General features: G+C 41.0%; 21 protein-coding genes. 10 read left to right on the top strand and 11 right to left on the bottom strand.

The annotated features are described in order from the left end of the window. The first annotated feature begins 25 nt into the window (after nucleotides 1-25). Nucleotides 26-1,024 (top strand): GntR family transcriptional regulator, encoded by a 999-nt coding sequence (locus BUC17_RS07675; RefSeq protein WP_073363095.1) that lies wholly within the window; start codon nucleotides 26-28, stop codon nucleotides 1,022-1,024. A gap of 67 nt (nucleotides 1,025-1,091) precedes the next feature. Further along, nucleotides 1,092-1,511, top strand: a complete 420-nt coding sequence (locus BUC17_RS07680) for a CBS domain-containing protein (protein ID WP_073363097.1) — start codon at nucleotides 1,092-1,094, stop codon at nucleotides 1,509-1,511. A 30-nt stretch (nucleotides 1,512-1,541) separates the two neighbouring features. On the opposite strand, the gene rpe is transcribed toward BUC17_RS07680, so the two are convergent. After that, a complete protein-coding gene (gene rpe / locus BUC17_RS07685) occupies nucleotides 1,542-2,201 on the bottom strand; it encodes a ribulose-phosphate 3-epimerase (protein WP_073363099.1) in 660 nt (219 codons plus the stop codon). Between the two features lie 127 nt (nucleotides 2,202-2,328). Between rpe and BUC17_RS07690 the strand changes: the two genes are divergently transcribed. Continuing rightward, nucleotides 2,329-2,655 (top strand): hypothetical protein, encoded by a 327-nt coding sequence (locus tag BUC17_RS07690; RefSeq protein WP_073363100.1) that lies wholly within the window; start codon nucleotides 2,329-2,331, stop codon nucleotides 2,653-2,655. Nucleotides 2,656-2,780: 125 nt separating this feature from the next. Here the strand turns inward: BUC17_RS07690 and BUC17_RS07695 are convergent, their stop codons facing one another. The 5 genes from BUC17_RS07695 to BUC17_RS07715 all read right to left on the bottom strand — a co-directional run bounded on the left by BUC17_RS07695 (nucleotide 2,781) and on the right by BUC17_RS07715 (nucleotide 7,581). Beyond that, nucleotides 2,781-3,644, bottom strand: a complete 864-nt coding sequence (locus BUC17_RS07695; protein WP_073363102.1) for a sigma-70 family RNA polymerase sigma factor — start codon at nucleotides 3,642-3,644, stop codon at nucleotides 2,781-2,783. A gap of 85 nt (nucleotides 3,645-3,729) precedes the next feature. Beyond that, entirely contained in the window at nucleotides 3,730-4,677 is a 948-nt protein-coding gene (locus BUC17_RS13990; RefSeq protein WP_143161752.1) for a hypothetical protein, read from the bottom strand. 47 nt (nucleotides 4,678-4,724) lie between these two features. Beyond that, nucleotides 4,725-6,041 (bottom strand): porin family protein, encoded by a 1,317-nt coding sequence (locus BUC17_RS07705; RefSeq protein ID WP_073363105.1) that lies wholly within the window; start codon nucleotides 6,039-6,041, stop codon nucleotides 4,725-4,727. Then, nucleotides 6,031-6,579, bottom strand: a complete 549-nt coding sequence (locus BUC17_RS07710) for an RNA polymerase sigma factor (protein WP_073363107.1) — start codon at nucleotides 6,577-6,579, stop codon at nucleotides 6,031-6,033. The genes BUC17_RS07705 and BUC17_RS07710 overlap by 11 nt, the downstream gene beginning before the upstream one ends. Before the next feature lie 57 nt (nucleotides 6,580-6,636). Next, on the bottom strand, nucleotides 6,637-7,581 hold the full coding sequence (locus BUC17_RS07715; protein WP_073363108.1) for a helix-turn-helix domain-containing protein: 945 nt from the start codon (nucleotides 7,579-7,581) through the stop codon (nucleotides 6,637-6,639). 243 nt (nucleotides 7,582-7,824) lie between these two features. On the opposite strand from BUC17_RS07715, the gene BUC17_RS07720 reads away from it, so the two are divergent. Further along, nucleotides 7,825-8,424, top strand: a complete 600-nt coding sequence (locus BUC17_RS07720) for a CDP-alcohol phosphatidyltransferase family protein (RefSeq protein ID WP_073363110.1) — start codon at nucleotides 7,825-7,827, stop codon at nucleotides 8,422-8,424. On the opposite strand, the gene BUC17_RS07725 is transcribed toward BUC17_RS07720, so the two are convergent. The 5 genes from BUC17_RS07725 to BUC17_RS07745 form a co-directional block, all read right to left on the bottom strand. Then, nucleotides 8,421-11,999, bottom strand: a complete 3,579-nt coding sequence (locus BUC17_RS07725) for a DUF2339 domain-containing protein (protein WP_073363111.1) — start codon at nucleotides 11,997-11,999, stop codon at nucleotides 8,421-8,423. The genes BUC17_RS07720 and BUC17_RS07725 overlap by 4 nt on opposite strands. A gap of 252 nt (nucleotides 12,000-12,251) precedes the next feature. Beyond that, on the bottom strand, nucleotides 12,252-13,367 hold the full coding sequence (locus BUC17_RS07730) for an Lcl C-terminal domain-containing protein (protein WP_143161753.1): 1,116 nt from the start codon (nucleotides 13,365-13,367) through the stop codon (nucleotides 12,252-12,254). 296 nt (nucleotides 13,368-13,663) lie between these two features. Further along, the gene (locus BUC17_RS07735) at nucleotides 13,664-15,868 is read right to left on the bottom strand and encodes a polyribonucleotide nucleotidyltransferase (protein ID WP_073363114.1); all 2,205 of its coding nucleotides are present in this window, start codon (nucleotides 15,866-15,868) and stop codon (nucleotides 13,664-13,666) included. 129 nt (nucleotides 15,869-15,997) lie between these two features. Continuing rightward, on the bottom strand, nucleotides 15,998-16,267 hold the full coding sequence (rpsO, locus tag BUC17_RS07740; RefSeq protein ID WP_073363115.1) for a 30S ribosomal protein S15: 270 nt from the start codon (nucleotides 16,265-16,267) through the stop codon (nucleotides 15,998-16,000). Nucleotides 16,268-16,366: 99 nt separating this feature from the next. Beyond that, nucleotides 16,367-16,822 (bottom strand): GAF domain-containing protein, encoded by a 456-nt coding sequence (locus tag BUC17_RS07745; protein ID WP_073363117.1) that lies wholly within the window; start codon nucleotides 16,820-16,822, stop codon nucleotides 16,367-16,369. A 68-nt stretch (nucleotides 16,823-16,890) separates the two neighbouring features. Between BUC17_RS07745 and xrtF the strand changes: the two genes are divergently transcribed. The 6 genes from xrtF (at nucleotide 16,891) to BUC17_RS07775 (ending at nucleotide 21,609) form a co-directional block, all read left to right on the top strand. Further along, entirely contained in the window at nucleotides 16,891-17,448 is a 558-nt protein-coding gene (xrtF, locus tag BUC17_RS07750) for an exosortase family protein XrtF (protein WP_073363118.1), read from the top strand. Then, nucleotides 17,423-17,884, top strand: a complete 462-nt coding sequence (locus BUC17_RS07755) for an exosortase F system-associated membrane protein (protein WP_073363191.1) — start codon at nucleotides 17,423-17,425, stop codon at nucleotides 17,882-17,884. Before xrtF ends, BUC17_RS07755 begins: the two co-directional genes overlap by 26 nt. A gap of 47 nt (nucleotides 17,885-17,931) precedes the next feature. Beyond that, entirely contained in the window at nucleotides 17,932-18,348 is a 417-nt protein-coding gene (locus BUC17_RS07760; RefSeq protein ID WP_073363120.1) for an HYC_CC_PP family protein, read from the top strand. 50 nt (nucleotides 18,349-18,398) lie between these two features. Beyond that, a complete protein-coding gene (locus BUC17_RS07765; protein ID WP_073363121.1) occupies nucleotides 18,399-20,405 on the top strand; it encodes a TonB-dependent receptor plug domain-containing protein in 2,007 nt (668 codons plus the stop codon). A gap of 32 nt (nucleotides 20,406-20,437) precedes the next feature. Next, the gene (locus BUC17_RS07770) at nucleotides 20,438-20,782 is read left to right on the top strand and encodes a heavy-metal-associated domain-containing protein (protein ID WP_073363123.1); all 345 of its coding nucleotides are present in this window, start codon (nucleotides 20,438-20,440) and stop codon (nucleotides 20,780-20,782) included. Between the two features lie 158 nt (nucleotides 20,783-20,940). After that, nucleotides 20,941-21,609 carry a DedA family protein gene (locus tag BUC17_RS07775; RefSeq protein ID WP_073363125.1) on the top strand — a complete coding sequence of 223 codons (669 nt, stop codon included), beginning with the start codon at nucleotides 20,941-20,943 and terminating at the stop codon, nucleotides 21,607-21,609. The last annotated feature ends 42 nt before the right edge of the window (nucleotides 21,610-21,651 follow it).

Below are 21,651 nucleotides of genomic sequence, written 5' to 3' on the forward strand. Positions count from 1 at the left end.
TTTTCACCCTACCGGTTTTTAAAAGATGCGCATTATACACATTGATAAACAGTCTGTTACACCCATTTATAAGCAAATAGTTGCTGCCGTAGAGGAGGCTATTGTGCGTAAAAAATGGCGCAAACACGATCGACTTCCTTCCGTTAACAAGGTTTGTTTAGAAAATGGAGTATCGCGTGATACCGTTTTGACGGCGTATGAGATTTTAAAAAAACAGGGGGTGATTTACGCCCATTTGGGGAAAGGATATTTTGTAAAAAGTGAGGATCTCAGTTATACACAGCGTTATTTTTTATTATTTGACGAACTGAATGCTTTTAAAGAGGATATTTATAATGCGTTTTTGGAAGCTTTGGAGAGTAAGGCACAGGTCGATATTTTTTTTCATCATTTTAATTTAGGTTTATTTCGTAAAATGATTGACGATGCGGTAGGAAGTTACTCCAAATACATTTTGATGCCCTCAAACATGGAAGGTGTTGAAGAGGTCATTGCGCAATTGCCTCGTCAGGATGTATTGATTTTAGACCAAACGCGTCCCAGTTTACAGCAATATCCGAGTATTTATCAAAATTTTGTTCGGGCTATGTATTCGGCGTTGACCTTGGCTGCTTCACGATTGGAACCCTATACCCAATTGGTATTGTTGTTCCCAGGGCAAAAAGAACCTTTAGGCATGGTTACGGGTTTTGAGCAATTTTGTCGTGATTTTGGAAAGCCGTATACCATTCAATCCCATTTTGAGCTTTCGCAATTGGAACGAGGAACGGTGTTTGTGATCCCCGATGATCGGGATTTGGTTCGGGTGGTAGAAAAATCACAAGAATACGGATTGGAAATTGGTAGTGATGTGGGCATCATATCCTATAATGATACGCCATTAAAGAAAGTCGTAGCCCGCGGAATAACAACGATTTCAACCGATTTTACAGCGATGGGAAAACGTTTGGCATCGTGGGTGAACACGCAAGATTTTATACAGGAGGAGAATCCAAGTCGTTTGTTGCTGCGCCAATCCTTATAACTGATTTATATCATATTCTTTCGTTTGGGTATCGACTACCTTTAGGGATAAATAAATAGAAAGTCTTATGAAAAATCATGTGCCGGTCGCTACGATTATGACCAAAAATGTAATTAAACTCAACAGTACAGACGATCTTACCAAAGCAGAAGCGTTGTTCAAAAAGCATCACATTCGCCATATTCCCGTGGTGCAAGGCAATACCATTGTTGGGATGTTGAGTCTCACCGATTTGTTGCGTATTTCTTTCGCCGATGCCGTTGACGAGGAAGCGATGGAGGTAGATACTACCGTCTACAATATGTTTTCGATTGAACAAGTGATGGCGCGTCATTTGGTTACGGTATCGCCTGAGACTACTATTCGAGAGGTTGCCGAAATTTTAGCTTCCCGAGAGTTTCATGCTTTACCTGTTGTATTGGATGAATTATTGGTGGGTATTGTCACGACCACAGATTTGATCAAATACTTATTGGCACAGTATTAAAAAAAAAAGGCTCCCTAAGAAGCCTTTGTGTTATCGTGTAATTGATTTTAAATTTTGTATAGTTGCTATCGGGTTTTCCGCGCGGAAGACAAAACTGCCTGCCACCAAAACATCTGCACCGGTAGCCGCCAGTTGTTTTGCGTTTTGGTCGGTGACGCCACCGTCGATTTCGATTAAAGTAGCAGCGCCTCGCTCCGTAATCAATTGTTTTAAACGGATAATTTTATTGTAGGTATGTTCGATAAACGATTGTCCACCAAACCCTGGATTGACGCTCATCAAGCAGACCAAGTCTATATCTTGGATGATATCGTTTAACACTTCAATGGGGGTATGCGGATTTAAAGCCACTCCAGCTTGCATTCCCTCGGCTTTAATGGCTTGAAGGGTACGGTGCAAATGGGTGCAAGCTTCGTAATGTACCGTGAGAACATCGGCGCCTAATTTTTTGAAGGTGGTGATGTAACGATCAGGATCGACAATCATTAAATGGACATCGATTGTTTTTTTAGCATGTTTTTGTATTGCTTCCAAAACTGGCATTCCAAACGAAATGTTGGGAACAAAAACGCCGTCCATAATATCAATATGGAACCAATCGGCTTCCGATTGATTAATCATTTCAATATCGCGTTGTAGATTGCCAAAATCAGCGGCCAAAACGGAAGGCGCAAGTAGGGTGTTTTTCATGAGAAAAGAGAATTTGTTGTGTTGTGCTGCAAAAGTAATTAATTAAGTTATGAATTATGAGTTATGAATTGTGAATTGATGGAATGCGAGATACAGGATATAAAAAAATAAAACTCCGGACTCGAGGTTGAAAACCGAACAGAGCGAAGCTAAACTCGAGCTGGAAGCGAACAGACCGGGTTTTGTTTGCCCTAAAAAAACAAAACTCCGGATACTCGAGCTGGAAGCGAACAGACCGGGTTTTGTTTGCCCTAAAAAAACAAAACTCCGGATACTCGAGCTGGAAGCGAACAGACCGGGTTTTGTTTGCCCTAAAAAAACAAAACTCCGGATACTCGAGCTGGAAGCGAACAGACCGGGTTTTGTTTGCCCTAAAAAAACAAAACTCCGGATACTCGAGCTGGAAGCGAACAGACCGGGTTTTGTTTGCCCTAAAAAAACAAAACTCCGGTAATCAGCCGGAGTTTCAATCATCAATCAAAAAACGAACAGTCGTGGACTGTTGTTGCTTTCAAGTTTCAAGTTTAAGGTTTCAAGTTATTATGAGTAACGTGAAACTTTAAACATGAAACAAATATATTATCCTAAATACGTTTTTAAAATTTTGCTTCGTGACGTATGTTTCAATCGTCGGATGGCTTTTTCTTTGATCTGACGCACACGTTCACGGGTCAAGTCGAAAGTTTCTCCAATTTCTTCCAATGTCATCGGGTGTTGATCGCCCAAGCCAAAATACAAACGAACGACGTCAGCTTCTCTTGGCGTTAAAGTTTCTAGTGAACGCTCGATTTCGATGCGCAACGATTCGTGAATCAATTCACGATCAGGATTCGGAGATTCCCCTGAACGCAATACATCGTATAAGTTAGAATCTTCCCCTTCCACCAAAGGAGCATCCATTGATAAGTGACGTCCCGAGTTTTTCATCGACTCTTTCACGTCATTAACGGTCATGTCTAATTCCTTAGCGATTTCCTCAGCTGAAGGCGGACGCTCGTTGGATTGCTCCAACAAAGCGTACATTTTATTGATTTTATTAATCGAACCAATTTTATTCAAAGGCAAACGAACGATACGCGATTGCTCAGCCAACGCTTGAAGAATCGATTGACGAATCCACCAAACCGCATACGAAATGAATTTAAAACCACGCGTTTCGTCAAAACGTTGTGCCGCTTTAATCAATCCCAAATTCCCTTCGTTGATTAAGTCAGGAAGTGTAAGACCTTGGTTTTGGTATTGTTTGGCTACGGATACAACGAAACGTAAATTGGCTTTGGTTAATTTCTCCAAAGCGCGTTGGTCCCCGGCTTTGATACGCTGGGCCAATTCCACCTCTTCGTCGGCAGTAATTAAATCGACTTTACCGATTTCTTGTAGGTATTTGTCTAAGGAAGCAGTTTCACGATTGGTTACCTGCTTGGTGATTTTGAGCTGTCTCATTACGTTTTCTCCTTAATTAAATTCAAGTGTTCAGGTGTTTTTACGTAATGCGCTTCCAAAAAGTTACATAAAAATTACCTTTTTTTTAAAAATAGTAATTAAAACCGAGTTGCGTGGTGAGAGCGCCACTGAAACAATTAATGACCGTGCTCTTGGCGTATACAGTATTATGTGCCGTATTTGTGAATTGAAAAGTAGGAGCTTCTGCACCTCCCCAAGTTGTAGTATAGGTTTCAAAACAATACGGTGCAATATGACGAGCGTTAACTCGATTAATTGCATTACCTGAAAGATGATATACCATTCCGAGGATTTTACGACCAAAAGTTCTTTCTAAGGCTCTATAAAATGGACTTTTCAGTGTTGCATAGGTGTAGTTGTCTACTTGTACGACTACCCAAATGCCATTATCATTTAAAATGTACTTTGTTTCTGTTATGGGATTATGGTTGGCGTCAAAGGCAATCAAAACCCGTTGCCATTCCAAGTTAATGGGGTCATAATGTTCATAGAACGTGCGATCTCCATTTTGAATGACCATTTTAGAATGCAATACAGGGCTGTAGGTTGTACCGCCATTAACACTTCGTTCCCAATCCGAATAAATAGTGTCTTGTACGGTGTAGAAAGTATGCTTGTTGATAGAACCCACCACTCCAGTATTGGAAATGGATTCTGTTCGGAATTCTGACAAATCATCACCATTATAAGTGTAGTAAGATTTTGAAGTAAGAACGTTATTTTGTCGGCGTTCTATTTGTGCAATCTTACCATTATTGTAGAGGTATGTGCTTGTTCCTATGTTGGAATTCGAAGTAAATCTTCGTTCCACTTCAATGATACGCTCTTGACTGTCTAAGATGTATGTCGTCGAATCACTAAGGGTAAAAGGTGAAGTTGTAGTGTTGAAATTGTTTTCGACTATTTTCGTCACTGTAGTGGTTGAGGTTGCGGCTATGTCCTCTGATTCAGAACAAGCTACTAGGGTGCAAAGAAACAGGCTGCTGAACATTAGTAGAATATTCTTTTTCATTTTTATTCTTTTTTATTCTTTTTTAAGGGTTAGTAATGCAATTCAGTTTAGAATGGCAATTGATAGGTGATTCCAGTACGAATAGAGAACCAATAGTTCATGGCTCTAGTTCGTTCCACATTAGTCAAAAAGTGGTATTGAAAAGCGGGAACGATTTCCAACCGCCAATTCTTTTTCCATACATACTGTAAGTGTACTTTTGCATTGGCCGACATACTGTTACGCGTGTCGGTAAACACATTTCCGATATAGAAAGATTCTCCGTTGGCATGGGTACTGCTAAGACTGTTTTGCGTTTGAACCAAATAACTGAAGCCTGCACTTACCGCCATGTTCCATTTGTTTTGCGACCATTGATAGTATCCCTCCATGGGAACTTCCCAATAGGTAACGTCGCGCAGCAGTTGAATGGATTCCATACCTGCAAATTGATTGTTGAGGTCATTTTGATTTAACGACGATTCTACATGATCAAAATTGAAAAGTAAGTTTTGATTGGTAAATGTAAGGCGTTGTCTAGCTTGCATTTTTCCGATTCCCAATTGCATCCCCCAATTTTCATTCATCATCCATCGAAATTGAACGCCATAGGTTAGTGTAATTTCACTCACTTTCTTCTTTGTATCTTGATTTACCACTATTTGATCGGTGCCTGTATCGTTCAAAAGTAGGGGTCCGGCATATGGCATAATCCAAAACGTATTCTTTCCTTTTTCCTCTTGTTCGTCACTAGCCGTTTCCAGTTTTTTCTTCTGTTTACGCCCATTTTTTTTCACCTTACCCGCTTCCCAACAAAGGGAATCTATTTCTTCTCGGAGTAAGGTGCCGTCTACGTTGGTCATTGACACTAGAATGCTATTTTGTGTGGTATTGATGGTGGGTTGTGGTTCTACTTTGTCTGCTTTGGTATCAAATGCTGATAATCGGCGTTCAAAGGATTCTTTAGGTGCATGAGGGTTATCTTTCGTCTCGGTATTCAATTTTTCAGGCTTGCTGATTTGGAAATCAGTCTCTACAATAGTAGCCTTTGCTGGTGAAGAAGCTTTTTTCGCCAAAATAGCTGCTGAAGATTTATCGCTGTTGGGTTCTACCGCGACTTTTGTGCTTTTTTGTATCGAATTCGCTTGAGGAATGTTGTTTTTCTGTTGAGGCAAAAAGGGAAGGTTACGGTTCCAGGTATAGGTTCCCAAACCCACAATAATGAGTAATCCTCCAAGCCAAAACCAGATTATAAAGCGTCTTTTCTTTTCCTTTTTAGGCAAATGCGGCTCAATCGCCTGCCAACTATCTTCTGGCATTGAAAAATCCATATTGTTTAGTTGCGCATTGAAAAAATCACCGATATTTTGGGGTTTATGTTCCATGATTTTTATGGTGTAGTGAAAATTGTTCAATTTTACTTTTCAAAAGTTGTTTTGCCCGCGACAAATTAGAGCGCGATGTTCCCTCGCTTATTTGCAAAAGGGAACCAATTTCAGCATGCGAATAGTGTTCCATCTCATATAGCGAAAACACGAGTCGATACTGATCGGGTAACTCCTGTATCATACGGATTAATGCTTCCATTGGAAACGTTTCAGGGTCCTCAATTTCGGGTTCTTCTGTGAGCCAAACTGCGGGAACATCTTCTGTAACCGTCTTTATCTCTGCCCGGTACCGATCGATAGCATGGTTAATAACGATGCGTTTCATCCATCCTTCAAACGAACCTTTTCCTCGGTATTGGTGAATTTTATGATAAATGGTGATAAAACTATCTTGCGTATTGTCTTGTGCATCAGCAAACGAACGGCAGTATTTTAAACTCAAATGGAACAGCGTCTTCGAGTATATTTCGAAAAGTCTTTTTTGTGCATTTGGGTTGTAGTTTTTACACCCATGGATGATTTGGTTTAAATCCAAGGTAAAAGGGTTGTTTATAGCAAGACGGACAAAAAGTGAAAACGTTGCGTGTTCATTTTACTCTTGTATTGACTCTTTTATTTTTTGGTGGTAAAATTGAATGCGCTGTTTCTTTTTGGCAAAAAACTGGAGGCGGTCTTTCGGGCCTGCGGTATTCAAACATTTGGCATTTTGCAATAGACGTTGAAAATAGGTTTTGGCTTCTATCAAGGTTTGCTCATCTTCGGTTACCAAATAACTTATCATTGTGTAGGGAACAAATAATTTTCGCAAACGCTCGTTTTCCACCAAAACATTATTGTTCATCAACAAAAGTTCGTGGTAGTATAAAAAGTAAGTTGATTCTTCATTTAATTTTCGTTCAATGTCCTGCACCAATTGCAACAAATCGGCTAACAAAAGTAAAGCCTCATTTGCCTGCAACAATCCCGATTCGTAGTAATAATCAATTTGGAAAAGAGTGCTATTCAACGTAGAGTCATTCCATAATTCATGTACAGTAGCTTTGGCATAAATTTGTTGCAAATGCTGCGCTTGTTCGGCAACAGATGCAGTAAGGTAAAATTGATGAAATGCTTTGCTCTCCTCCGGTTTTGCCAACAAATTCAGCCAAACATACCATTTGAATTTGGTCAAAAGATTACCCCCAAGCGTATAAAATAAGGGGATGTCTTTGGCCGAATAGTAAAATGTACCTTGCGGTTGAAACGCTTGTAAATCGGATACCGCTTGTTGAATATATGAGGCTAACTCTGTTTGCGAAGTGACACTCACCGATTTTTTACAATGCAAAAGTCCCGACTTCGAGTGGAGTTGGTCCAAGGGAATACTAAAATATTGACTCAATGTCAGCGCTTCTTCCAGTGTTAATTTACTTTTTCCGCTAATTCTTCGGTGGGCCGCATCATAACTAATGGCCAATATTTCGGATAATACATCGTGTAAGGAGCGGTCTCCAATTTTTTTTCGAATGCTCTGTAGCAAAAGGTCTTGTCTATTCATTTGTGAAAAACGCAAATATTTATTTCAAATATACGGATAAACACAAATGTATTAGCGATAATCGCAATTAATTTTGAACTGTGAATTCCACGCAATAGCACTATGAGATGCAAAAAAAAGCACTTTGGATTTTGTCTTGGATCTATCGAAAAGGAGTCGAATGGTATGAACCCGAAAGCCTTTTACGAAAGCAATTGAAGTACCTGTTGTTGCAATTAATGAATTATCTAAAAAACAAATAATATGAAAAAGATTCCTTTACTTCTTATCCTGTTTCGATTGTTGTTAGGCCCATTGGCCATCACACTTGTTGTGCTGGACGTTACTCAAGTTCGGCCTATTTTGTTGGTGCTTATGAGTCTCGGATTTGTGAGCGATATTCTCGACGGTATCATCGCCCGTAAAACAGGTGTGGCTACCGCCAAATTACGTCGCATGGACAGTCAAACCGATATGGTATTTTGGGTTTGTATCGGCATTTGTGCTTGGTGGTTGAATCCAGCATTAATCGCTCAAAATCGATTGGCCGTTCTCACCGTTTTGGGTATGGAAGCCTTAACCTACGTATTTAGTTTTCTCAAATTTGGGCGCGAAACCTGTACCCATGCCTTTTTATCCAAACTTTGGGGCATTACACTTTTGAGTGCTTTTGTTTCCCTCATTGGCTTTGCGCATACGGGTTGGCCATTTGCTTTAGCTGTTATTTTTGGCGTGATAAGTCATTTGGATGTATATCTCATCATCTGGATTCTTCCGCAATGGACCCATGATGTTCCCAGCGCCTATCATGCGTATTTGATTCGAAAAGGAATTCCGTTCAAAAAACACCGCCTTTTAAATTAATCCAATCGGTCCTTGTATTTTTTGAATAAGCTGTTCATAACCAATAGCACGACTCCAACTCCAAGTAACACCAACGCGCGGATCAAAAAGTCGGTATTAGAGAGGTCAAAAAACATCAATCGTACTATGCACAATCCCACCACCGCTAAGGATACATAACGGAAGTATTTTTCTTTTAAAGTGATGCTCAACACCAACAAGCCTAATGCTTCCAAAACCCAGAAAAAAGTAAGCGCGCCCTTGTCAAATGTGAGGTATAAGAACAAGCCAATACTCAACGTAACGGGATAAATCAAAAGGCTGTTTTTGAGAGGAAAGGAATCCAATACACGGTAGGCATAACCCACAAAAACGCCCAAGATTCCCATGAGCCCCAAATAAAAGGGTAAGTAGTCTGGGTGATAGTACCAAAATCCTAAAATGCCCAAATGCAGGTTGGCCAACATGAAGTAGATCAGTGGAATGGAAGTGTGGAAAGTCACTTTTCGTTGCACCAAATACAATTGTATAACGGCCATTACAGCCCAATAAAATGGCATCCATTTTTGATCAAGCTGACTAAATAATAGTGCCGATACCCAAATATTCACCAAAATTTGACGCCATCCATTTTCCATCGGGTGCAGGGAAGTGCGTTGCATAACCACGATCCAAACCCATGCCAATCCATACACGCCCGTATATACCAACCATTCCATCCCTTTGAATTGCGTTTCAGTCAGTGCATAAAGCAATGAAACAATGAGCCCTAATAAGGCAATACCATCGGGAACCAAACGATGTAGGCCAATATTTTTTTGGAAACGAAGGTAATAATTGCACAGGGCAACACTCATGAACGCCAAACCGAAATACAATTCCTCTATCGATCGATACCAAAAGAGCAACAGAAATAGATTGAGCACATAAATCGTTTTCACCAGATGCTCCGATCCACTGGGCTGCTTCGAACGAAATTGAAGCACCCCATAGCCTAGCGCAAATAAAAACCCAATAGCATAATACAACGCAGTAGTGGGGTCATACAACCCAATGACTTCAATCAATTCGGGGCAAAAATAACTGAAGCTGAAAATCAGCTGTAAAAAAGCAAAGAATCGAAGGGGCTCAAACCAATTCGATTTTTCATACAGTATAAAATAGACCATCGGAATGGCTCCAAAATAAATGATGGTGTAGGGCGAAGGCACCACCCAAAATCCTATACTTTGGGTTATTAAAAACAAGGCCAAGGCTTCATGCGTTTTGGATACCAAAAATGGATCTATCGCAGGATAACGTAAGGCAAAACGATGCGAAAGTCCCAAATTGACAAGCGGCAACGCCAAACCAATTCCAAAACAGCCCACCATTTCAACCCATGAAAACGAACTTACCTCGCTGCTTACATAATATAAAAGACAAAGAAACGTCAGTCCATACAGTATTTTGAAGAATTTTGCCAATTCCAACTCATTCGGCTCCGATAGAATAAGATGATGTAAAATTCGAACTAAACCAAAGGCGAGGCCAAAAAATCCTAACGTAGTCAACAAGGGTTGATAATCGCCATATTTAAAGTTAACCACAATCAAGTATAAAGTTGTAACAAGACCAAGGGTAAAGCGCACAAAAAAGCGATTTTCTGCCCATTCAGGCTTGCGCCATTGAAGGCCAGCAATCAAAGCTAATGCAAGAAGGTATAAACCGTCTATCCAGTGCTCGGCCCCCTCCAAAGTCAGATAAATTACCTCGATACCCGCAAGTATGAAGAACAAAATCCGACCTAAATTGAGCAGTAAACTCGATCTGAAAAGGAGCAAAACACTCCACAGCAATGCCGCTCCCAACAGCACATAAACAAAAAGATTATGTGTCGTTTGATGATAAACCAAAGCCACCAATAAAAGTTGAAGTCCCACCGCAAAAAGACCGTTTAAGGCTACCGATGGCAACCCATAAAACGCATCAAACGACTTCCATTTGGCTGTGCCAAGGCTATATACATGTAGCCCCAAAACCAACAGCGAATGTGCAATTAGTCCATACAACCATATGCCATAATCGTCGGTTTCCACCACGACCTTCAAACTAATGAGCAACGAAAAACCGATGTACGCATGGTATCCTATTTTTAAAATACGATGTAAAAAATCCTGCTGCTCCAAATGGGTAAACAATAAGCCCAAATTAAACGTTAGGGTGAGACCCAAAAACAAAATGGCCAAGCCGACGTTCCATTCGTTTAAGGTGATGATGGTAAATGAAAGCAGTGAAAAACTAACCAAGAAATCAACGTGATACAACCATGTAATCCCTCGTTTTTTGGCCACGCGAGACGCCCAAAAACACAACACAGCACCCAAGGCTACAACTATAGTTTTAAATTTACTTCCTGTGGCATGCATTAACAATCCTGTGGCAAACAAGCTCCAATTGACCAAATGCGTCGTTAAACCCGCTTTGTCAAAGGCCGTGTGGTCATATAATTTGCGGTATTGCATCAACATACAACTCACCGCAACCCCCACAATCCCCAGAATAGCTATTTTATTTTCTACATTCGTAAGAGGTGAATCGGTCACGTTAAACCAAACGTCAAAAACCAAAAACGAACCAATTACCGAAAGAATATGGTACTCCCATTTCTCTTTGTAAGAAAGTAAAATACCCACCGTAGCCGTACCCGCGGCCAGTAAAAAGGTAAGGAGCAACTTCTCGGGAATGACACACAAGATAAGCATACTGAGTACCACATGCAGTGATAAAAAAGTTTGCCTTTTGATGCAATATCCAATCCATAAATTCAATCCAATACCTATCCCCAAAAGTCCGTACCCCAAAGTCGTTTGCTCAATAAATTGTAAAGCCGGAATCTGAGAAGCGCCAAAGCACCCAAACAAAAACAAACTCGCTCCGGCACTGCGCAACCATAAGCCCGTTTTTTCCCAAAGCGGTTTCTTCTTCAAAAGGAGATACGAACCCATTAAGAGTCCGGCATAGGCCCAAATAATGAGCACTCGGAAAAGCGGACTTACCTTGAGGGCCGTGTAAATACTCAAATACCCCACGCCCAAGACCATAATCGCGGTGCCCAAAATTCCCGTCCAATTGTCAGCAAATTGGCGTTCCCATTTTTTAAAAAATAAATATAACGCCGAGGGTTCAGGAGGAGTGGGCGGAACATAAGGAGTGGGTTGAGCTACGGTTTCAGTAACTTTCGGGGTGCTGAAGGCAGCAACGGTACTGGTCTCAGGCATTGCTTCTTGCGCGAACTCCTCTACTACTTCTGATTCTGAGAGGGATAATACTTCTTCAGGAAGCACAGGTTCCACAGCAGGCTCTTCGTCCATCGGTAGTGGCGGTTCCGGTGCTTCAATCGGAGGTTCAATTTCAACAGGAGTTGCCTTGATTGGTTGGTTTTTCAATTGTTGCAATTCTTCGCGCAGCGCATTTATTTGTTGCTGCAAACTGTCCCGATCACCCGCTAGTTTAAACAATTGGGTCATCATGACATCCACGCTCGATTTCAGCGATTGGAATTTGACCACACCATAAATTACAAGAATAAAAAGTATAAATACAAAAAACTCCATACCAAGGCCTTTAGTACTCAAATATAGAAAAACAAAACCGAAGTCGCTTTTTTATTTTTTGGGCACGCCCCGATAGTCAGTAATTTGGCCAGTGATAAGGAACATTGTCTGCCGCAATCGGGGCCGGGTGATCCGCTGTATCTGCCCCTTCTCACGTCGGGGCAGGATGCCGCTTCTCCCCCTCGTGCACTTCCTGCAGGGAATGAAAATCACTAAATCCTTAGAATTGGTGGGATAACTTTTTCCCTATCATTAAAAATAACGCACCAAACGTGTGCCCACATTGGCTGTGTTTTTAGGAAGTAAAACGGTCGCTCCGGTACTAAAATCTATGCATTTTGCCTGTGGCGTTCCCGTGTCGGTTGAACTCCAGTAGGGAATCGCTGTAAATCCGCCCGCTCCGGTTACATGTAAGTTGTCGTGAATCAGTTTTAATTCATCATGCGAAGGCAAACACCAGTCGCGTTGGTCCCCAAAATCATGCGTTAAGCCCGAAAATGCTGCAACGGTTCCATTATTCAACGCACTGCAAATTGCAGGATTCGTTGCATATTGATTCAACGATTGGTGAAAATTGGCAATAGCCACCGAGTTTTGATATCCGCTACCCACACCGTCAAATTGGGCGTTCATCAAATTGGAGGTGACACAACCCCACTCGTTGGCGGGTAAATCGTTGGGCGCCACTTCCATATAGCGCCATCCGTCCGAGTAACTTCCTTTGTCATAGGCAATAATTCCACCTGAAGGTCCGAAATCACCCACTTGATACGGTAGAATTTCGTTGCAAACTTGTAGAAAATAGCGCGATCCTCCCGAATAGCTAAGTTTTCGATACGGTCCCACAAAGCCCAAATAGTGATAACTTTTATTCCAATAGGTCGCAATGGGATTAATACCCGCAAAGTTGATGTTGATGTACGATTTTTGATTGATAATCATCACCGTCCAGGTTCCTAAGTAGTTGTTGCCCAAATGGCGTAAAGTGATGGTGTTGTCAGGATTGGCGTAAAAAATAGCGCCTGCATATTCATTATCTGCATTATCCGGGAGGTACGGGACTTTTGTCACACAATTCATGGGCGTGCAAAACTGACCCGAAACATACGAAATAACGCTTTCATCCGAACACGAACGTAGGGAAATCAACAGTTCATCATCGTTGTTTATACTTATTATATTTCCATTGGAATCGGTGGTTTCAATGGGATACGAAATGCTGATGCTGTGATTTAAGGGTAAATTCATCAACGTTTGAAACAAGGTGCTGTCATCGGTCATAGTCAAGTTTTGCACCGGATCCCGATTGGTATTGTACACCAACAATTGAAAAGGATACACAAAATCAATACAAATCTGCTCCTTCATCGGGTCCCCATTTTGCGAGCTGGTATTTAACATAAGTTTGAAGAGCTCATTCTGGTATCCGATAGTCGACTCAGTCCGTTCAGCGGGCTCGTTAGTACAACTCCCGACGCCGAGTATCAATAGGGTGAGAAGGATGAAATGTTTGATTTTTGGTAAGGCTTTCATAGGATTGTTTTTTAGAATGACGATAAAATTGGGTGTAGGTTGCGTCTGGGTAAAACAAATTTTAAAATTTCCTTAAAACAAAAACCCCAATCGGTTGCGATTGGGGTTTTTTATCGAAAAAGAATTGTGAATTAACCTTCTTGATTTTCTTTAGCATCACCTTTCGGAGGGAAAGGTTTGCGCGGTCCACCTTCGGGACGTTTATCGTCGCGTGGAGGACGTGGTAACAATTGTTTTCGGGAAACTTTTTCTTTACGCGTTTTCGGATCAATACCCAAGTATTTCACTTGGAACACATCGCCCATATTCACTACGTCAGAAGGTTTCTCGGTGCGCTCCCAGGCCAATTCAGACACGTGAAGTAACACTTCATTTCCTGGCGCTTGGGTATATTCAACTACTGCACCAAAGTCCAACATCTTGATGACGCGAACTTCATACGTCTCGCCAATTTCAGGCTTGAAAATAATTGAATCGATTTTGGCCAAAACCATGGCGATACCGTCTGGACTAGTTCCTAAGATTTCTACAATACCTTGCTCGTCCACTTCGTTGATGACAATCGTGGTTCCCGAGGCTTTTTGTAATTCTTGAATTACTTTTCCACCGGGTCCAATAAGTGCACCAATAAAGTTGCCTGGAATAGTTCGGGTAATAATTTTTGGCGCGTGATCTTTAACGTCGGTTCTTGGAGTAGCGATGGTCTCGGTAATTTTACCTAAAATATGCATACGGCCTTCACGAGCTTGCTCCAAAGCTTGCTCCATGATGTCATAGCGCAATCCATCAATTTTGATGTCCATTTGACAAGCGGTAATTCCGTCTGCAGTTCCCGTTACTTTAAAATCCATATCCCCCAAGTGATCTTCATCACCTAAAATATCGGAAAGAACAGCAAATTTTTGTCCGTCAGTGATCAATCCCATGGCAATCCCTGATACCGGTTTAATCATTTGAACTCCTGCATCCATAAGTGCCATTGTACCAGCACAAACCGTAGCCATCGATGAGGAACCGTTAGACTCTAATACTTCTGAAACCACACGAATAGTATACGGACAATCAGCAGGAATCATATTCTTTAAGGCGCGTTGTGCCAAATTTCCATGGCCTACTTCACGGCGTGACGTTCCACGTAACGGTTTGGCCTCTCCAGTAGAGAAAGGAGGGAAGTTGTAGTGTAAATAGAATTTTTCTTCTCCTTGTTCAGAAGCGTTATCAATCACATTGGCTTCGCGTGATGTTCCAAGGGTTACTGTGGCCAAGGCTTGTGTTTCCCCACGGGTAAACAATGATGATCCGTGAACAGAAGGTAAGTAATCTGTTTCACACCAAATAGGTCTGATTTCAGTTGTTTTTCTTCCATCTAAACGAATGCCTTTTTCTAAAATTACATTGCGTACGGCCTCTTTTTGTGTTTTGTAACTGTATTTACCAACTAACCCAGCTAAATCGGGGTTTTCGGCGTATTCTTCTTCGCTAAAAAGCGCTTTTACTTCTTCCTTAACTGCCGCAAATTTTTCGCCTCTTTCGCTTTTAGCAGAAGCTTCTTGTGCGATAGCATAATACTTGTCATACGAAGCTGCTTTTACTTTTTTGTACACCTCTTCATCTTCAACTTCACCTTCATATTCGCGGTAGGCTGGAGAACCAACAGCGACTCTCAATCGCTCTTGCGCTTGAATTTGAATTTTAATGGCTTCGTGAGCAAACTTGATGGCTTCAATCATTTCGGCCTCTGAAATTTCTTTCATTTCGCCTTCTACCATCGCAACAGAATCCATAGAGGCCCCAATCATCATGTCGATGTCTGAACGCTCTAAATCGGCACGACTTGGGTTGATGACTAATTTTCCGTCAACACGGGCTACACGAACTTCCGAAATTAAGTTGTAAAAAGGAATGTCAGAAACAGCCAATGCAGCCGAAGCGGCCAAACCTGCTAAAGCATCGGGCATCACCTCTTCGTCATGCGACATCAATTGAATCATGATTTGGGTTTCGGCGTGATAATCGTCTGGAAATAAGGGACGCAATACGCGGTCAACCAAACGCATGGTTAATACTTCCGCGTCACTTGGACGAGCTTCACGTTTGAAGAATCCGCCAGGGAAACGCCCTGCAGCGGCAAATTTTTCACGGTAATCTACCGTTAAAGGTAAAAAGTCTACTCCGGGATTGGATGTACGTGCCGATACGGCAGTGGCCAATAGCATAGAATTGCCCATGCGAACAACAACCGAACCATCGGCTTGTTTGGCAAGTTTCCCGGTTTCAATGGTGATGGTTCTTCCATCGGCCAAAGTAATGGTTTCTTGGGTTACTTTTGAAATCATAAAATTTAATTCTGTTTTTAATTAAGGTTAGTTGTGTTGTTGTTAGTTGTTGTAACCCAATGAAAAACTGAAACTTTTTTTAATAGTGTTTAAAAAAAAGAGGCGCGCAGGCACCTCTTTAGTTTTGTATTATTTTCTAATACCTAATTCCTTGATGATTTCACGATATCTGTTGATATCTTTATTTTTCAAGTAATCGAGTAAGCTTCTTCGTTTACCTACCAATTTTACCAACGAACGCTCAGTGTTGAAATCGTGACGATTTTTTTTCAAGTGCTCCGTTAAGTGGTTAATTCTGAATGTGAACAAAGCGATTTGTCCTTCTGCTGACCCTGTGTTTGCAGCAGCTCCTCCGTGTTTAGCGAAGATTTGTTCTTTAACTTCTTTAGTCAAGTACATGCTAATATTTATTTAAATAATTATTATGTAGATTGGGTCGTTCCCAATTCGGTTGCAAAGGTAGCCTTATTTTTGAATTTGACAAATAAAAAAAAGGAATTAAAATAATTTGGCAACTTCTTGATTTACAAACTCCAAGAAACGTTCGTCAGCTTCTGAAAACGGGTCGAGTACATGACTGTCAATATCGATTTGGCCCATATTTTGACCGCGAACAAACAACGGAACTACGATTTCTGATTTGACCGTAAAACTACAAGCGATGTAATTATCTTGGGCCGAAACATCGGGAACCACAAAGTTGGTGTTGGATTCGGCGACTTGCCCACAAATACCTTTCCCAAAGGGAATTACAGTATGGTCGGTGGGAGCCCCTACGTAAGGTCCTAGATGCAAAGTCCGCGTTTCATGGTCGGCAAAGTAAAATCCTACCCAATTGTAATAGGATACTTTTTCATTCAAAAGCGTACATAGTTCGAGTAACTTTTCATCCCGTGATTTAACGGGTTGCGATAAAATCGAGACGACTTCGGGCTGTAAATCTTCAAAATGCATTTGCGGTATTTTTTTGCAAAAGTAACCAATGGCTTTTCGTATTTTTACCTAAAATTTGTTAAAAAACTTTGAACGCAAACCGTCAGGCATACCGTCCTTTCTTATTTTTTCTCCTTCGTTTTGGAGCGGCGTATCTGCTCTTGGTGTTTCTCTATGCTACGTATTTAGGTCAATTTGATGTAAAACAAAAAGAGGTTGATTCCTTTACCTATGAAGTGGCCCAACAATCAAAATTTGTATTGCATTTTTTTGATGATTCAGCATCCATTGCCCCCAATCCAAAGGAGGCAGGGGTCAAATTATTCTACCGTCAACGATGGATTGCCCGTATCATTGAAGGCTGTAATGCGGTTAGTGTAATGATTCTCTTTGTCAGTTTTGTGATTGCCTTTCGAGGAAAAATGAAGTCCATGTTTTGGTTTATCCCGCTGGGAATAGTCATTATTCATTGTGCCAATATTTTACGTATTGCCTTGTTGGCCGTGGCTTTATACCATTTCCCGCAAGCCGAACATGTACTCCATGGGGTGCTTTTTCCCTTAGCTATTTATGGAATAGTATTTCTGTTATGGATGGTATGGGTAAATCGTTTTTCAATTTATGCACAACGCGATGAAGTTAAGTAAACGACAAATTTTTGGGGCATTGGTATTGATACTCCTTCTTGTGGGTATTCGTGCTGGTGAGTCTTCATTATTCTATGATCCTTTACAAATGTATTTTAAAGGCGATTTTCAAAACCTCCCGATTCCCAATATTGATTCCCAACAATACCTACTTCATTTGGTGTTACGCTACGTACTTACGAGTCTTATTTCACTTGGGATTCTTGCACTTTTGTTCAAAAATTCACCCTTGTTGCGTTTTGTTGCAGGTTTGTATGCTGTTTTAGGGGTTTTATTGGTAGTGTTGTTTTTTGGGGTTCTTACCTACTTTGGAAATACCCACAAACAAGAATTGTTCTACATTCGTCGTTTTTTGATTCAACCTATTTTTCTGCTTCTTTTTTGCCCTGCGCTTTATTATCAAATGAAGGTTAAAAAGCCTGATGGAATTGTTTAACAGCTTTTTATATAAATAGTTAAAAAAAAAGGTATTACCTTTGCAACATGCGCATTCGTCAGTTTTTTATTAGTGGATTGGCACTACTTGTTATGGTGGCCCAAATGGGGGTCGCCTTGCATGTGCACTATTGCGCCGGGGAAGTTGCCTCTGTAAAAACTGTTTTCGGGTTCACTGAACTAGCCGCGCAAATGGAAGAAACGTGCTGTGGAACAGATGCAACCCCTCTCGAGAAAATGTCTTGTTGCAAAGACAAGAAATTCAAATTCAAAGACACAACCGAGAAGTTACTTGTTAAAGATATTACGCCTGAATTGCTGGCTTTAGAAGGTAATAGCGCCTACTTTTTAGCTTCTTTTTTGCCGAAACCTACGGTTCATAAGCAACCAATTTTAGCCTATTATTGTGATGCGCATGGGCCGCCCTTGTACGCGCGCTATTCCCAACGATTATTTTACGCTTGATTTATTATTTGACCCGTATCTCTTTTGTCAAATAATAAATTATTGCATTTATGAAAACACATACGTTTGTAGTCGCGTTGTGCTTTTCTATGATGAGCTTTGGTCAACAAAAATTGGACGAAGTCAAAGTAGAGGGCAAATCGCGAAGCATACAAAAATCCCTATCCAAAACCACCAATACCGCCGTAGTAACCTCCAAAGAGTTGCTCAAAGCCGCGTGTTGTAACCTTGCCGAGAGTTTTGAAACCAATCCCTCCATTGACGTTAATTTCTCGGATGCGCTTACCGGCACTAAGCAAATCCGAATGCTCGGATTAACAAGTCCCTACATCCTTATTGCCGAGGAGAACATCCCTTCGGTGCGGGGAGCTTCCCAAATTTTTGGGCTGTCCTTTATTCCAGGGACCTGGGTCGAAAGTATACAAATTACCAAGGGAGCTGGCAGTGTTGTCAATGGCTATGAGAGTATTTCTGGGCAAATCAATACCGAATTGATAAAACCCCAAAAAGACATTCCATTTTTCCTCAATGCCTATGCCGACAATGGAAACCGCTATGAATTGAACACCCATTTTAGTGCCAAATTGGGCAAGTACTGGGCCTCGAGTTTGTTTATTCATGGCAATGCCCGTCTAGGCAAAAATGACATGAACGACGATGGATTTCTCGATAATCCCTTGGGGCAACAGTTCAATATCACCAATCGTTGGCAGTATACCAATCCCGAAACCGGTTGGGTGTCTTTTTTTAACCTCAAGTATTTGAATGATCAAAAGCAAATGGGTGAAGTCGATTTTCATCCCCACCATCATCGGGGAACGACGCAACGTTGGGGCTCCGAAATCAACACTGAACGCTTTGATATAACCACCAAATCGGGCTATGTATTCAAAGGCATGCCGTACCAAAGTTTAGGATTTCAAAATGCCTTTTCGTATCATCATCAATCCTCCTATTTTGGCTTGCGCGAATATGGCATGAAGCAGCAAAGTTTGTACTCCAATTTCATTTTCAACTCCATTATTGAAAATACCCGAAACAAATTTTCTACAGGAATCAATGCAACACTAGATCGCTACACCGAAGTGTTTGATGCCACCGATTACAGTCGTATCGATAACGCCATTGGAACTTTTTTTGAGTATACCTTCGATAATGGAAAAACGCTGAGTTACATTTTGGGGGGACGTGTCGATTATCACAATCGTTTGGGCGTGTTTTTTACACCTCGTTTTCATTTGCGCTACAATCCATGGGAGTTTGGCGTATTGCGCTTATCGATGGGGCGCGGTAAAAGAGCGGCCAATATTTGGGCTGAAAATCAAACGTTATTCAACAGCTCCCGTCAATTTGTGGTGCAAAATTCAGGCGGCTCCTTGTATGGTTTAGATCCAGAGATTGCTTGGAATTATGGGCTTAGTTTTACCCAAAAGTTTCGAATTTTCAATAAAAACGCTTCATTTACCATAGATGCCTACCGCACCGATTTTCAAAATCAAGTAGTTGTCGATGTCATGCAAAATGCACAACAGGTGATCTTTTACAATTTAAAGGGGCGTTCGTATGCCAATACCTTGCAACTTGATTTTGATTTCGAACCCCTTCATCGGTTGAATATTCGTAACTCGTTTAAGTATTATGACGTAGCTACCGACTATTTGTCGGGGCGTTTTCAACGGCCGCTTCAAGCGAGAAATCGTTTCTTTTCCAATGTCGAGTATGAAACAGCACGCACCGAGAAACAGCAACAATGGAAAATGGATGCCACTTACAACTGGATAGGAGTACAGCAATTGCCCTTTACAGGAAACAATCCTATTACAGCACAAATGGGTAATTTTTCCCCTTCCTATTCGTTGGTCAATGCGCAAGTAACTCGCGTTTTTTCCCGATCGTTTGAAGTCTATTTGGGGGCAGAAAACGTATTCAACTACCAGCAAGAACGGGCAATTTTGGGAGCAGACGCACCTTTCGGGCCCTTTTTTGATGCCACCATAATCTATGCTCCTGTTTTTGGTCGAATGGTGTACACAGGATTACGTTACAAAGTCTTATAATTAAAAAAAACAATATTTATATCGCAACAATTATGAAAAATGTACTGATTTTAATGATGGCCTTCCTTTCCCTTCAAGGATGGGCCCAAGAGAAAAAGAATAAAAATGCCTCCTATACTTTTGAAGTGAACGGCAACTGTGAAACCTGCAAACAACGCATTGAAAAAGCGGCTTATGCGGTCAAAGGTGTAAAATCGGCCGTGTGGGATATCGAAACCCACCAGTTGCAATTGATCATCAACGAGGAGAAAACCACTCTCGATGCGGTAAAAAAAGCCATTGCCGCAATCGGGCATGATGTTATCGGTTCCTACAAGGCCCCCGATGCGGTGTATGAAAACTTGCACCATTGTTGTAAGTACGAACGCGTCAACTAAATGATTTGACGTTCTGAAGTCGGAATGAATTAGGCATTTTAAAAGGAATGTTATGTTTTCGGTTGAATGAAGCGTCAAAGGCAACCGTATTCTACCAAAAAATTAAGACGTCTTTTAGAAAATAATGCCTAATTTCACGACCTCAAAAAATAGATTTCATGGACCACTTTGATTGGAAACAACTTTTTAACCCTGAGTTTTACATTTTACTGGAAGTTGGAGGCATTAAAATAGGCCTTTATGTGGTGTTGTTTATCGTTTTTGCCGAAACAGGACTCCTAGCGGGTTTCTTCTTGCCAGGAGATAGCTTGCTGTTCCTTTGTGGAATTTACAGCGAACTCTTGATGCGGGATTTTTCAACCGGAAGTGATTTTGTAAATGTAACTTTGCTCGCATTTATGGTGGCAGTAATGGGAATCATAGGCAATATGTTTGGCTATTGGTTTGGGAAAAAGAGTGGCAGTTACTTATACAAACGTGAAGATAGTCTGTTTTTTAAGAAAAAGTATTTGTACCAGTCCAAAGAATTTTTTGACAAATACGGAAGTCGGGCTGTAGTGTTTGCTCGCTTTTTACCTATCGTGCGTACCTTTGCTCCTGTGATTGCCGGGATTGTTGAAATGGACCGTAAAAAGTTTATGTTTTACAACATCCTTGGTTCTGTGCTTTGGTCCGTGACGATGATATTCGCAGGACATTATTTGTATGAGCTGTTTAAAGTTCAATTCAATATTGATTTAAAACATTATATCGAATACATTGTCATCGGTATCGTACTGGTGACTACGGTTCCCGTGATCATGAAGTTTGTACGAAAACGAAAATAATTGCAGAAAATAGTTCAATAAAAAATCCGACGATCATAACAA

This window comes from Flavobacterium fontis, assembly GCF_900129405.1.
GTDB classification, from domain to species: Bacteria; Bacteroidota; Bacteroidia; order Flavobacteriales; family Flavobacteriaceae; genus Flavobacterium; species Flavobacterium fontis.